Genomic DNA, 13,464 nt, shown 5'->3' with positions numbered 1-13,464 from the left:
CCGGCACGGCACGACGGGGAGCGGGCGCAGCGCGATGGGTGAGGTTTTCGCTGGTCGGTACGAACTGGTCGACCCGATCGGGCGGGGTGGTGTCGGAGCGGTCTGGCGTGCCTGGGACCAGAGACGCCGGCGGTACGTGGCGGCGAAGGTCCTCCAGCAGAGCGACGCCCACACCCTGCTGCGCTTCGTGCGCGAGCAGGCGCTCAGGATCGACCACCCGCACGTCCTCGCCCCGGCCAGCTGGGCCGCGGACGACGACAAGGTGCTGTTCACCATGGATCTGGTGGCCGGCGGTTCCCTGGCGCACGTCATCGGGGACTACGGCCCGCTGCCGCCCCGCTTCGTCTGCACCCTGCTGGACCAGCTGCTGTCCGGTCTGGCGGCGGTGCACGCCGAGGGGGTCGTGCACCGTGACATCAAGCCGGCGAACATCCTGCTCGACGTCACCGGGACCGGACGGCCGCATCTGCGGCTGTCCGACTTCGGGATCTCGATGCGCAAGGGCGAGCCCCGGCTGACCGAGACCAACTACGTGGTGGGGACGCCCGGTTACTTCGCGCCCGAGCAGATGATGGGCGCCGAGCCGGACTTCCCGGCAGACCTGTTCGCGGTCGGCCTGGTCGCGCTCTACCTGCTCCAGGGCCAGAAGCCCGACTCGCGGGCCCTGATCGAGTACTTCATGGCGCACGGCACCCCGGGCGCCCCCGAGGGCATTCCGGAGCCGCTGTGGCAGGTGCTCGCCGGGCTGCTGCAGCCCGACCCGCAGGCCCGCTTCCGGACGGCCACGGGCGCGCGCAAGGCGCTCGGCTCCGCCGTCGAGCTGCTGGCCGATCCGGGCGCCGACGACGAGCCCGTCGAGGTCTTCGACCAGATCGGCCCGCTGCCGCCCGGCTTCGGCCCGAACGGCCCCGAGGCGGCGGCCCCCGCGGCACGTCAGACGGCACAGGAGACCCCCGCCGAGCCGCGGACGCCGTCCGCACCGCCGCAGCCCGAGGAACCGTCGCGGCAGCCGCTGCCCGGCCCCTCGGAGACGGGCAGCTTCCATCTGCCGCCGCCGCCCCGCCAGGCCGTCCCCCCGCAGCCGGCGGCCCCGGCGCCGTACCCGGTCCCCGCGCACACGGCCTCCCCCCATCCCGCGGCCGCGCCGGACTTCGCCCAGGCCCCCACGGCCGCGGTCGCGTACCCGCAGGCCGCCACCCACCAGTACACGGCTCAGGCCGCCCAGGTCCCCGGCCCGTTCGCGCCCCCGGTCCCGGTGCCGGCCGCGGCGCCGGCACGGCGACCGGGACCGCCCCCGAAGGTGGCGGTCCCGGTGCTGTTCCTCGCGCTGGTCTGCTTCGCCGTCGGCATCTGGGCGCTCACCCAGTCCTGACGGTTCGCCGCCGACCGGTCCCGCGCGGACCGGTCGGCCGTCGTCAGGCCGCCCGCCGCCGGGCCACGACCGTCCACACCCCGAGCGCGAGCACGAGCACGGTGCCGGCGCCGAGCCCGGCCACCGCGATCAGCCGCATCGATCCGCTCCTGGCCGCCTGCGGCCCGCTCTGGCCGCTGGCGGCCGCGTCCCGGTCCTCGTCGGTGATCCGGAAGGGTCCGGCGTCCCCGTCGTAGGCGGGTCCGGCCTTCGCCGTCCCGGTCACGCTCACCCGGAGGGACAGCGGCACGGGCTTGTCGCCGTACGCCTTGGCGACCTCGGGGCTGAGCGTCGCCGACAGGTAGTACCAGCCGGCGAACCGCAGGGCGCTCGTCCCGTCGTCGGAGGAGTAGCGGTTCTCGAAGGACACCGGCCGCTGCGGGTCCAGCGCCAGCGTCGCCGGATCGCCGTCGTAGCTGACGGTGCCCTGGTCGACGTGGCCGCGGGCCGGGTTGTCGAGCGAGAGCACGAGCGCGTTGCCGATGTAGTCGTCGCCGCTCACGCTGGTGCCCAGCTCGGCCGTGGCGAAGATCTGCTGCCCCCAGTCGACCGGCACCCGGTAGAACAGCGTCTGGCCGGGCTTGATGTCGGCGCGCCACTCCCCGTGCCGCAGCGAGGTGGCGTCCTGGAACCCGGCGCCGCCCTGCCGCTTCTGCGGGCCGCCCGCAGGCGGCGGGGGAGTCGAGGAGGGCCAGTTCTCCGGCAGCGCCGTGGGACCGGTCCGCTTCACGCCCGGCTCGGACAGATGGCGGATCTCCAGGTCCCAGTCCTCCGTCGTGGACACGGACTTGGAGGTCCGCTCGACCAGCACGTAGTAGGCGCCGGCCCGCTGGCAGGTGGAACCGCCGGCCTCGATCGTGCGGTGGGCGTACGCGGTGAGGGGGCGCGTGAACCCGGCGGAGCCGAACGACACGTCCTGGTAGCCGCACTGGGAGTTCGAGCCGTCCTGGAGGCTGACCTTGATGCCGTCGCCGTACTCCGCCTTCCTGCCCGGCCTGGGCACGGCCACGACGGAGACGTAGGCGTTCTCCGTCGCGCCGAGGTCGACGCGGTAGTAGAGCTTGCCGTCCTTCTTGATGGTGTCGCGGTAGGTCGACCCCGCCTTCAATGGCTGGGCGTCCAGGCTCGTGGTGGCGCCCCGGACCCGCTGCGCGCCGCCGTCGAAGGCGTACGGGTCGTCGCCGGCCGCCCACGCCGTTCCGGGCAGCGCCGCGCCCGTCGTGATCACGGCCGCGATCAGGGCCCCGGCCGTCCGCCTCCGCCCCCGTTGCGTCTTCACGCGCCTCTCCTCGTGTCCGTAGCCGTTCCGCCCGCCTCCGGGCCCCGTGCGGCCCGCGCGACCGCCGGGTCGCCCGCCCCGTACGGCCCGGGCGCCGGTCCATCCTGCCCCGGCCGTCCCCGCGCTGTCTGCGCGCGGTGACGTTTCGCCCCGCCCGGGCGGCGGCCGGCCCCCGGCATCTTTGCCGCTGCAAGCACGGCATTCCCGCACGTGAATCCGGAAGGGGCCGGTCACGGCCCGGAAAAAGCGTGAGGCCCCGGCCGCTTCACGCGGCCGGGGCCTCACCCACAATCAGTCTGCGACTCACACACCCGAACCTGCGGGCACGGAGTCGGTCGCCTCCGTCCACAGATCCTGCTCGGCGCGATCCGCCTGGATCTGGCGGTACACGAGGAGCCCGCCGATGGCGGCCAGTGCGACCAGGAGAAGCTTCTTCACCGCGCGACCTCGTCCTTCATTGACGTAGGGGACTTCTGACGCCCACTCTACACACCGACCGATACCGATCGGTGACCTGCCCGGACGTCGTTCCCCCTACCGGCCACGCACAAGAGATCGGCCCGGACGGATAATCCGTCCGGGCCGATCTTCACTGTGGGGCTAACAGGATTTGAACCTGTGGCCTCATCCTTATCAGGGATGCGCTCTAACCAACTGAGCTATAGCCCCGCCGCGCTTTGCGGTGTGTGTCCCGCGCGCTGACTTCTGAAGATTAGCGCACGTGGGGGCCAGTCCCAAAATCGGTTCCTCCGGCCCCCCGCCGCGTCGCTACTCGTCCTCCGCCAGCGTGAGCTCCACGCCGCCCACGAAGCCGGCCGACAGGTTGTAGATGAACGCGCCCAGCGTCGCCAGCGCGGTCATCAGCACCACGTCGATCACGGCGATCACCGAGGTGAACATGAGCACCCGCGGCAGCGACAGGAACGACTGCAGGTCGAATCCGTTCGACTCGTTCGAACCGGTCGCCTCGCTGATGGTGCCGCCGACGGTCGAGAAGACGCCCATGGCGTCCATGACCATCCACAGCACCGACGCGGCCACGACCGTGCAGACGCCCAGTGCGATGGAGAGCAGGAAGCTCACCTTCATCACCGACCACGGGTCGGCCTTGGCCACCCGCAGCCGCGCCTTGCGCGTCCGGGGCGTGGTGCGCGCCCCGGTCCGCGGCCGGCGCACCGCCCCGGTGTTCTGCCCCCCGCCGGTCGCGCCCGGCGCCTGAGCACCGTACGCCTGCGGCGGGTGGTACGGCCCTGCCGCCGGCTGCTGCGCTCCCGCGCGGTCGCCGGGCAGCGGCCCGTTGTAGGTCTCGTACGAGGGATTGGACCCTCGAGTGTCCGTCACCGCAACCCCCTGGGAGTCCGTGGCAGACCCACGGGCACCGTTCGCTCCAGCAGAAGCTCCGGCAGCGGCCGATCCGGCGCCCGTGGCTCCACTCACGCTCTACTCCTCGTGCTCCCCGGCCGAGGGCTGGGTGCCCTCGGCTGCCTCGACACCCTCGGCGTCGTCGGCACCGTCGACCTCGTCGGCCTCGCTGCCCGCCTCGGCGTTCCGCGCGATGCCGACGACGGCATCCCGCTTGCCCAGGTTGATCAGCTGGACGCCCATGGTGTCACGGCCGGTCTCCCTGACTTCGTTGACTCGCGTGCGGATCACACCACCGGACAGCGTGATGGCGAGGATCTCGTCCGTCTCCTCGACCACCAGCGCGCCCACGAGCGAACCGCGGTCCTCCACGATCTTGGCGGCCTTGATACCGAGGCCACCGCGACCCTGGACGCGGTACTCGTCGACGGGGGTGCGCTTCGCGTACCCGCCGTCGGTGGCGGTGAAGACGAACGTACCCGGCCGGACGACATTCATCGAGAGCAGCTCGTCGCCCTCGCGGAAACTCATCCCCTTCACCCCGGATGTCGCGCGTCCCATCGGGCGCAGCGCGTCGTCCGTGGCGGTGAAGCGGATGGACTGCGCCTTCTTGCTGATGAGCAGCAGATCGTCCTCGGCGGAGACCAGCTCCGCGCCGATCAGCTCGTCGTCGGCGCCCTCGTCCGTCTCGCGGAGGTTGATCGCGATGACACCGCCCGAGCGCGGCGAGTCGTAGTCCTTCAGCGCGGTCTTCTTCACCAGACCGGCCTTGGTGGCGAGCACCAGGTAGGGCGCGGCCTCGTAGTCGCGGATCGCCAGGATCTCGGCGATCTGCTCGTCCGGCTGGAAGGCCAGCAGGTTGGCCACGTGCTGGCCGCGGGCGTCCCGGCCGGCGTCCGGCAGCTCGTAGGCCTTGGCCCGGTAGACGCGGCCCTTGTTCGTGAAGAACAGCAGCCAGTGATGGGTCGTGGAGACGAAGAAGTGGTCGACGATGTCGTCCTGCTTCAGCTTCGTGCCCCGCACGCCCTTGCCGCCGCGCTTCTGCGAGCGGTAGTCCTCGGTCTTCGTCCGCTTCACGTAGCCGCCACGCGTGATGGTGACGACGATGTCCTCCTCGGCGATCAGGTCCTCGATGGACATGTCACCGTCGAAGGGCACCAGCTTGGAGCGGCGGTCGTCGCCGAACTTGTCGACGATCAGCGCCAGCTCCTCGCTGACGATGGTGCGCTGACGCTCCTCCGAGGCGAGGATCGCGTTGTACTCGTTGATCTTCGCCTGGAGCTCGTCGTGCTCGGCGACGATCTTCTGGCGCTCCAGGGCGGCCAGGCGGCGCAGCTGCATCTCGAGGATGGCGTTGGCCTGGATCTCGTCGATCTCCAGGAGGCCCATCAGGCCCTCGCGCGCGACCTCGACGGTGTCGCTGCGCCGGATGAGGGCGATGACCTCGTCGATCGCGTCCAGCGCCTTGAGCAGGCCCCGCAGGATGTGGGCGCGCTCCTCGGCCTTGCGCAGCCGGAAGCGGGTCCGCCGGACGATGACCTCGATCTGGTGCGTCACCCAGTGACGGATGAACGCGTCCAGCGAGAGCGTGCGCGGCACGCCGTCGACGAGCGCCAGCATGTTCGCGCCGAAGTTCGTCTGCAGGTCGGTGTGCTTGTACAGGTTGTTCAGGACGACCTTGGCCACGGCGTCGCGCTTGAGCACGATCACCAGGCGCTGGCCGGTGCGGGACGAGGTCTCGTCGCGGACGTCCGCGATGCCCCCGACCTTGCCGTCCTTCACCAGGTCCGCGATCTTCTGCGCGAGGTTGTCCGGGTTGACCTGGTACGGAAGCTCCGTGACCACCAGGCACTGGCGGTTCTGGATCTCCTCGACCTCGACCACCGCGCGCATCGTGATCGAGCCGCGGCCCGTGCGGTAGGCCTCCTCGATGCCCTTGCGGCCCACGACCAGCGCGCCGGTCGGGAAGTCGGGGCCCTTGATGCGCTCGATGAGCGCGTCGAGGAGCTCCTCGTGGGTGGCCTCGGGGTGCTCCAGCGCCCACTGGGCACCTGCCGCGACCTCGCGGAGGTTGTGCGGCGGGATGTTGGTCGCCATGCCGACCGCGATACCGGCCGAACCGTTGACCAGCAGGTTCGGGAAGCGCGCCGGCAGGACCGTCGGCTCCTGGTTCCGGCCGTCGTAGTTGTCCGTGAAGTCGACGGTCTCCTCGTCGATGTCCCGGAGCATCTCCATGGACAGCGGCGCCATCTTGCACTCGGTGTAGCGCATGGCGGCGGCCGGGTCGTTGCCCGGGGAGCCGAAGTTTCCGTTGGAGTCGACCAGCGGCATCCGCATCGACCACGGCTGCGCCAGGCGGACCAGCGCGTCGTAGATCGAGGAGTCGCCGTGCGGGTGGTACGTGCCCATGACGTCACCGACGACGCGGGCGCACTTGTAGAAGCCCTTCTCGGGCCGGTAGCCGCCGTCGTACATCGCGTACAGCACGCGACGGTGGACCGGCTTCAGGCCGTCCCGTACGTCGGGCAGGGCGCGGGACACGATGACGGACATCGCGTAGTCGAGGTAGGAGCGCTGCATCTCCGTCTCGAGCCCCACGGGCTCGATCCGCATCTGCTGGCCTTCCGCCTCGGTCTCTTCGGTGGTCGGGGTGTTCTCGTCGGCCATTGCTGGTCGTCAGTCCTTTCGTACGGTCAGCTGAGACCGACTCAGATGTCGAGGAAGCGAACGTCCTTGGCGTTGCGCTGGATGAAGGAGCGCCGGGCCTCGACGTCCTCACCCATCAGCACCGAGAACAGGTCGTCCGCCTGCGCGGCGTCGTCCAGGGTCACCTGGCCGAGGACACGGTGGTCCACGTCCATCGTGGTGACGCGCAGCTCCTCGGCGTTCATCTCGCCCAGACCCTTGAAGCGCTGGATCGAGTCTTCCCTGATCCGCTTGCCGTTCTGCTTGCCCAGCTCGACCAGGGCGTCGCGCTCGCGGTCCGAGTACGCGTACTCGAAGTCGTCCCGGCCCCACTTGATCTTGTAGAGCGGCGGGCGGGAGAGGTAGACGTGCCCGGCCTCGACCAGCGGCCGCATGAAGCGGAACAGGAAGGTCAGGAGCAGCGTGTTGATGTGCTGACCGTCGACGTCGGCGTCCGCCATCAGGATGATCTTGTGATAGCGGAGCTTCTCGATGTCGAAGTCCTCGTGCACACCGGTGCCGAAGGCGGAGATCAGCGCCTGGACCTCGGTGTTCTGCAGGATCTTGTCGATCCGGGCCTTCTCGACGTTCAGGATCTTGCCGCGGATCGGCAGGATGGCCTGGTACATCGGGTTGCGGCCGGACTTGGCCGAGCCACCGGCGGAGTCACCCTCGACGATGAAGATCTCGCACTTGGTGGGGTCGTTCGACTGGCAGTCGGACAGCTTGCCCGGCAGGGACGCCGACTCCAGGAGACCCTTGCGCCGCGTCAGGTCACGGGCCTTGCGGGCGGCCACGCGCGCGGTGGCGGCGGTGATGCCCTTGCGGATGATGTCCGCGGCCTCGTTGGGGTTGCGGTCGAACCAGTCCGTGAGGTGCTCGTGGACCACCTTCTGGACGAAGGTCTTCGCCTCGGTGTTGCCGAGCTTGGTCTTCGTCTGGCCCTCGAACTGCGGCTCACCCAGCTTGATCGAGATGATCGCGGTGAGACCCTCGCGGATGTCGTCGCCGGTGAGGTTGTCGTCCTTCTCGCGGAGCAGCTTCTTGTCGCGCGCGTACTTGTTGACGAGCGTCGTCAGAGCGGCGCGGAAGCCCTCCTCGTGCGTACCGCCCTCGTGGGTGTGGATCGTGTTCGCGAACGAGTACACACCCTCGGAGTACGAGGAGTTCCACTGCATCGCGATCTCGACCGAGAGCTGGCGCTCCTTGTCCTCGGCCTCGATGTCGATGACGGTGGGGTTGATCAGCTCGCCCTTGCGCGAGTTGAGGTACTTCACGAAGTCGACGATGCCGCCCTCGTAGTGGTACTTCACCGTGCGCGCGGCGGGCTCGGCGGCAGCCTCGGCGTCCGGGTCGTCGGCGCCGACCGTGGCCTTGGCGGACTCCCGCTCGTCGGTGAGCGTGATCGTCAGGCCCTTGTTGAGGAAGGCCATCTCCTGGAAGCGGCGCGAGAGCGTCTCGAAGGAGTACTCGGTCGTCTCGAAGATGTCCGGGTCGGACCAGAACGTGACCGAGGTGCCGGTCTCCTCGGTCGCCTCGTGCTTCGCGAGGGCCGCCGTCGGGGCGCCCATCTTGTAGTCCTGCGTCCAGCGGTGTCCGTCGGTCCTCACCTCGACGGCGACCTTCGTGGACAGGGCGTTCACGACGGAGACGCCGACGCCGTGCAGGCCGCCGGAGACCGCGTAGCCGCCGCCGCCGAACTTGCCGCCCGCGTGCAGCACGGTCAGCACGACCTCGACGGCCGGCTTGCCCTCGGACGGGACGATGCCCACCGGGATGCCACGGCCGTTGTCGACGACACGCACACCCCCGTCGGCCAGGATCGTCACGTCGATGGTGTCCGCGTGCCCGGCCAGGGCCTCGTCGACGGAGTTGTCGACGACCTCCTGCACCATGTGGTGAAGACCGCGCTCACCGGTCGAGCCGATGTACATGCCGGGGCGCTTGCGCACCGCATCCAGACCCTCGAGTACCTGGATGTTGCTGGCGGTGTACTGGTTGTTCTCGTTGGGGTTGCCGGAATCGGCCACGAAGCGCCCTTTCTGGCACAGCACAGGCCGTTCTCCGGGCATACGGGAGCGGCTGCGTCGTTCGACATGTTCCGCAGGGTGGCGGGATTATCTACCAGTCTACCGGTAGCGCTGACACTGATGGGGGTTTGCCGGTACCTGAGTCCGCATGTGCCGCCCTGAGCGGGAGCGCCCCGACTCCCCATATTCGGGACGGGCCTCCAAACGCCTCTGACGGCCACCCAGCGCTTCGGGTCGTAGCGCCCCGTGGGCGACCGGTCCCCCGGGCCGGAAGCACCCTCCGGACCACGGCCGTCGGACGCTTCGCACAGCCGTGTGGACGACCGGACGCGGGGGGCGGCACCGCGCACAGGCACCCTCCACAGGTGGGCGCCGGCTGTGGAGAAAGGGCGCGCCGGCATCGGGCGACGGTGGGGACCCGGCCCCGGCGAAGGTCCCCGCTACCCGTAGGTGTCGCCGGGCCCGACCGAACCGGGCGCGCGCAGCGGCCCGTAGTCACGCCGCGGAGCCCCCGGACCCAGCACCTTGATCACCCGGACCGTGCCGTGCCCGAGGTCCTCGTTCAGCCGTGCCACCAGCCTCGGAGCGAGCAACCGCAGCTGCGTCGCCCATGCCGTCGAGTCGCACTGCACCGTGAGCACCCGGGCGTCCGGGTCCTCGTCGTACTTCAGCGGCACGCAGTGCTTCGCCAGGTCGTCGCCCACGATCTGGGGCCAGCGGCCCATGACACCGCCCACCGCCGCCGGGGTCTCCCAGCCGCGCTCGGTGATGAGCCGGTTGATCGCCGAGCCCAGCGCCATCGGGTCACGCCCGTCGGCACCCGAGCCGGAGCGCAGCCCGCCGCCCCGCCGGGCCTGCTTCTTCTGCTGGGCGGCCGCGCCCCTCGCCTTCGCCTGTTCCTTGGCGGCCCGCAGCGCGACCCGGGCGAGGTCGACCCCGGTGGGCTCGGGGGCCTTCGGGGCTCCGCTCGGGCCCTCGGTCTCGCTCACGACCTCACAGCCTCTCCACCGAACCTCCCGCGACCCCGTACCGGATCCCCGCGAGAACTCCCGGAACGTCGTCGTCCACCGCCGCCGTCACCAGCACCTGCTCGCCCGGAGCCACCAGTTCCGCGAGCCGCTCGCGCCGCCGGGCGTCCAGCTCCGCGAAGACGTCGTCGAGGACGAGCACCGGCTCGTTCCCCTCCGCTCGCAGCAGGTCGTACGAGGCCAGCCGCAGCGCCAGCGCGTACGACCAGGACTCCCCGTGGCTCGCGTACCCCTTGGCCGGCAGGTCGCCGAGCTTGAGCAGCAGTTCGTCCCGGTGCGGACCGACCAGCGTCACGCCCCGCTCGATCTCCTGCTTGCGCACCTCCGCGAGCGCGGCGAGCACCTGCTCGTAGAGCTCCTCCCGGGTGTGCCCGGCACCCGGCGCGGACGGCCGGTACTCCAGCAGAATCGGTCCGCCGCCCGGGGCGAGCTGGTCGTACGCCTTGTCGGCGAGCGGCTGCAGCACGGCGATCAGGTCCAGCCGCTGGGCGAGCAGCTCCGCCCCCGCCCGGGCCAGGTGCTGGTCCCAGACGTCGAGGGTGGACAGGTCCATGCCGCGGCCGCCGTGCCGGCGGGCCATCGCGGCGGACTTCAGCAGCGTGTTGCGCTGCTTGAGCACCCGCTCGTAGTCGGCGCGCACACCGGCCATGCGCGGCGCGCGTGCCGTGATCAGCTCGTCCAGGAAGCGCCGGCGCTCGCCCGGATCGCCCTTGACCAGCGCGAGGTCCTCCGGCGCGAACAGCACGGTCCGCACGATGCCCAGCACGTCACGGGGCCTGACCTGGGAGGACCGGTTGATCCGGGCGCGGTTGGCGCGCCCCGGGTTGAGCTCGAGCTCGACCAGCTGGGAGCGCTCGCCCTGGGTGACCGCCGCACGGATGATCGCCCGGTCCGCCCCCATGCGGACCAGCGGGGCGTCCGAGGCGACCCGGTGGCTGCCGAGGGTGGCGAGGTAGCCCACGGCCTCGACCAGATTGGTCTTGCCCTGCCCGTTGGCACCCACGAAAGCGGTGACGCCCGGATCGAGCGGGACCTCGATCCGGGCGTAGGAACGGAAGTCGGCCAGCGACAGATGCGTGACGTGCATGGTGTGCGCCGGCCTTCCCCCGACTGCTGTGCACCGGTGGGTGCACAGCCTGTGGACTACTTCTTGGACTCGACCGCGTGGCCGCCGAACTGGTTGCGCAGCGCGGCGATCATCTTCATCTGCGGGGAGTCGTCCTGCCGGGACGCGAAGCGCGCGAACAGCGAAGCGGTGATCGCGGGCAGCGGCACGGCGTTGTCGATGGCGGCCTCGACGGTCCACCGGCCCTCGCCGGAGTCCTGCGCGAAGCCGCGGAGCTGGTCCAGGTGCTCGTCCTCGTCCAGGGCGTTGACCGCCAGGTCGAGCAGCCACGAGCGGATGACGGTGCCCTCCTGCCAGGAGCGGAAGACCTCGCGCACGTCGGTGACGGAGTCGACCTTCTCCAGCAGCTCCCAGCCCTCGGCGTACGCCTGCATCATGGCGTACTCGATGCCGTTGTGGACCATCTTGGCGAAGTGGCCGGCGCCGACCTTGCCGGCGTGGACGGAACCGAACTCGCCCTCCGGCTTGAGCGCGTCGAAGATCGGCTGGACCTTCGCCACGTTCTCGGCGTCGCCGCCGTACATCAGCGCGTAGCCGTTCTCCAGGCCCCACACGCCGCCGGAGACGCCGCAGTCGACGAAGCCGATGCCCTTGGCGGCGAGTTCCTCGGCGTGCTTCTCGTCGTCGGTCCAGCGGGAGTTCCCGCCGTCCACCACGATGTCGCCGGGGGAGAGCAGCTCGGAAAGCTCGTCGACCGTGGACTGGGTCGCGGCACCGGCCGGGACCATCACCCACACGACGCGCGGTCCCTTGAGCTTGCCCACAAGCTCTTCCAGGCTGTGGACATCCGCGAGGTCCGGGTTGCGGTCGTATCCGATGACGGTGTGGCCTGCGCGGCGGATGCGCTCACGCATGTTGCCGCCCATCTTGCCGAGACCGACGAGACCGAGCTCCATCAGAGATTCCTTAAGCGTCGTGTGCGGTTCGTACCCGTGCCCGAGCCTACGCCCGGACACGGGTGCACACCTGTGGGGTCGGCCGCTCAGTCGACGGGTGTCAGCCCGACAGACGCACCGGCATGATCAGGTACTTGTACGCCTCGTCCGCCTCGGCATCCAGGGCCGGCTTGCCGCTCAGCAGCGCGGGCTTCGTGGACGTCGTGAAGGAGAGCTGGGCGACCGGGGAGTCGATCGCGCTGAGACCGTCCAGCAGGAACGTCGGGTTGAAGGCGATCGAGATGTCGTCGCCCTCCAGCACCGCGTCCACACGCTCCACAGCCTGTGCGTCGTCGCTGGAGCCGGCCTCCAGGATCAGCACGCCCTGCTCGAAGCTCAGGCGGACCGGGGTGTTGCGCTCGGCCACCAGGGCCACACGCTTGACGGCCTCGACGAACGGGGCGGTCTCGATCACCGCGACCGAGTTGAACTCGGTGGGGAAGAGCGTGCGGTACTTCGGCAGGTCGCCCTCGAGCAGGCGGGTGGTGGTGCGGCGGCCCGCGCCCTCGAAGCCGATCAGGCCCTCGCCCTTGCCGGAGCCGGAGAGCGCCAGGGTGACGGTGTCGCCGCTGGTGAGCGCCTTGGCGGTGTCCAGCAGGGTCTTCGCGGGCACCAAGGCGACCGCGGAGGCGTCCGGGGACTCCGGCTTCCACAGGAACTCACGGACCGCGAAGCGGTAGCGGTCGGTGGAGGCCAGGGTGACCGTGTCGCCCTCGATCTCGATGCGCACACCGGTCAGGACGGGCAGCGTGTCGTCGCGGCCGGCCGCGATGGCGACCTGCGCGGCGGCGGAGGCGAAGACCTCACCGGGGACGGTGCCGGTCGCGGTGGGCATCTCGGGCAGCGCCGGGTACTCCTCCACAGGCAGGGTGTGGAGGGTGAAGCGGGAGGAGCCGCAGACCACGGTCGCCCGTACACCGTCTGTGGAGATCTCCACCGGACGGTTGGGGAGGGCGCGGCAGATGTCGGCGAGCAGGCGGCCGGAGACGAGGACGGTGCCGTCCTCCTCGACCTCCGCCTCGACGGAGACGCGGGCCGAGACCTCGTAGTCGAAGCTCGAGAAGCTCAGGGCGCCGTCCTCGGCCTTCAGCAGAAGGCCCGCGAGCACCGGCGCCGGCGGACGGGCCGGAAGGCTGCGGGCCACCCAGGCCACCGCCTCCGCGAGTACATCGCGCTCCACCCGGATCTTCACCGGAACCGCCTCCTGCTGTTGCTGGCTCTTCGTCGACTGCGGGAACCAGTCTGACGTACGCCGCCGACACTCGGTGCGGCTCGGGGTCAAGTCGCGACAAGAGGTCGCCGAAGCCCCGGCGTCGAGTTGTGCACAGGTCCCACTTCGAAGCGGATTCCTAGCTAACTCTAAGTGGGAGTAGTAGTAGGGGCTGTGGAAACCGTGGATAACCCCGTTTTCGCAGGTCAGCACCCGTTTTTTGTCCACCGCGCCTGTGGGTGGAGCCCGTGGACAACCAGGCGGTTCTGTGGACACCCGAAAGTTCTGCACACCCGGTACACAGGGCGGCCTGACTTCTCCCCAGCGCTGTCCCCAGCTTTACCCGCGTTCCCCACAGCCCAACCGCCCCCCTTGGTGTGACCGCTTTCACTCGACGC

The 13,464-nt window shown here is 70.4% G+C and carries 10 protein-coding genes and 1 tRNA gene; 1 reads left to right on the top strand and 10 read right to left on the bottom strand.

Going from position 1 to position 13,464, the window contains the following annotated elements; all coding sequences use genetic code 11:
* Positions 1-34 precede the first annotated feature (34 nt).
* The gene (locus tag ACE1OA_RS17555) at positions 35-1,372 is read left to right on the top strand and encodes a serine/threonine-protein kinase (protein WP_384867845.1); all 1,338 of its coding nucleotides are present in this window, start codon (positions 35-37) and stop codon (positions 1,370-1,372) included.
* A 43-nt stretch (positions 1,373-1,415) separates the two neighbouring features.
* Here the strand turns inward: ACE1OA_RS17555 and ACE1OA_RS17550 are convergent, their stop codons facing one another.
* From ACE1OA_RS17550 to dnaN, 10 genes are all read right to left on the bottom strand, one after another.
* Positions 1,416-2,690: a hypothetical protein gene (locus ACE1OA_RS17550; protein WP_384867847.1), complete on the bottom strand. Its 1,275-nt coding sequence runs from the start codon at positions 2,688-2,690 to the stop codon at positions 1,416-1,418.
* A gap of 303 nt (positions 2,691-2,993) precedes the next feature.
* Positions 2,994-3,128 carry a DLW-39 family protein gene (locus ACE1OA_RS17545; protein ID WP_003958712.1) on the bottom strand — a complete coding sequence of 45 codons (135 nt, stop codon included), beginning with the start codon at positions 3,126-3,128 and terminating at the stop codon, positions 2,994-2,996.
* 157 nt (positions 3,129-3,285) lie between these two features.
* Positions 3,286-3,359 (bottom strand) — tRNA-Ile (locus ACE1OA_RS17540).
* Between the two features lie 99 nt (positions 3,360-3,458).
* Complete coding sequence (locus ACE1OA_RS17535) at positions 3,459-4,031, bottom strand: DUF3566 domain-containing protein (protein WP_356601334.1); 573 nt, start codon at positions 4,029-4,031, stop codon at positions 3,459-3,461.
* Between the two features lie 99 nt (positions 4,032-4,130).
* Positions 4,131-6,719 carry a DNA gyrase subunit A gene (gene gyrA / locus ACE1OA_RS17530; protein ID WP_356601333.1) on the bottom strand — a complete coding sequence of 863 codons (2,589 nt, stop codon included), beginning with the start codon at positions 6,717-6,719 and terminating at the stop codon, positions 4,131-4,133.
* 41 nt (positions 6,720-6,760) lie between these two features.
* Positions 6,761-8,791, bottom strand: coding sequence for a DNA topoisomerase (ATP-hydrolyzing) subunit B (gene gyrB, locus ACE1OA_RS17525; RefSeq protein ID WP_356601332.1), 2,031 nt, complete (start codon positions 8,789-8,791; stop codon positions 6,761-6,763).
* A 416-nt stretch (positions 8,792-9,207) separates the two neighbouring features.
* The gene (locus ACE1OA_RS17520; RefSeq protein ID WP_432753031.1) at positions 9,208-9,756 is read right to left on the bottom strand and encodes a DUF721 domain-containing protein; all 549 of its coding nucleotides are present in this window, start codon (positions 9,754-9,756) and stop codon (positions 9,208-9,210) included.
* Between the two features lie 4 nt (positions 9,757-9,760).
* Complete coding sequence (gene recF / locus ACE1OA_RS17515; protein WP_356601330.1) at positions 9,761-10,882, bottom strand: DNA replication/repair protein RecF; 1,122 nt, start codon at positions 10,880-10,882, stop codon at positions 9,761-9,763.
* A gap of 56 nt (positions 10,883-10,938) precedes the next feature.
* Complete coding sequence (gene gnd, locus ACE1OA_RS17510; protein ID WP_356601329.1) at positions 10,939-11,817, bottom strand: phosphogluconate dehydrogenase (NAD(+)-dependent, decarboxylating); 879 nt, start codon at positions 11,815-11,817, stop codon at positions 10,939-10,941.
* Between the two features lie 100 nt (positions 11,818-11,917).
* Complete coding sequence (gene dnaN / locus ACE1OA_RS17505; RefSeq protein ID WP_356601328.1) at positions 11,918-13,048, bottom strand: DNA polymerase III subunit beta; 1,131 nt, start codon at positions 13,046-13,048, stop codon at positions 11,918-11,920.
* Positions 13,049-13,464: the final 416 nt, after the last annotated feature.

Source organism: Streptomyces sp. JL2001 (assembly GCF_050917515.1).
Taxonomy (GTDB): domain Bacteria; phylum Actinomycetota; class Actinomycetes; order Streptomycetales; family Streptomycetaceae; genus Streptomyces.
The sequence above is the reverse complement of the archived record's forward strand: the minus strand, read 5'-3'. Positions and strand labels throughout refer to the sequence as shown.

Coding starts and splice junctions, on each gene's coding strand:
- gyrA (WP_356601333.1), bottom strand. CDS start 6,719: ATGGCCGACGAGAACACCCCGACCACCGAAGAGACCGAGGCGGAAGGC.
- recF (WP_356601330.1), bottom strand. CDS start 10,882: ATGCACGTCACGCATCTGTCGCTGGCCGACTTCCGTTCCTACGCCCGG.
- gnd (WP_356601329.1), bottom strand. CDS start 11,817: ATGGAGCTCGGTCTCGTCGGTCTCGGCAAGATGGGCGGCAACATGCGT.
- ACE1OA_RS17555 (WP_384867845.1), top strand. CDS start 35: ATGGGTGAGGTTTTCGCTGGTCGGTACGAACTGGTCGACCCGATCGGG.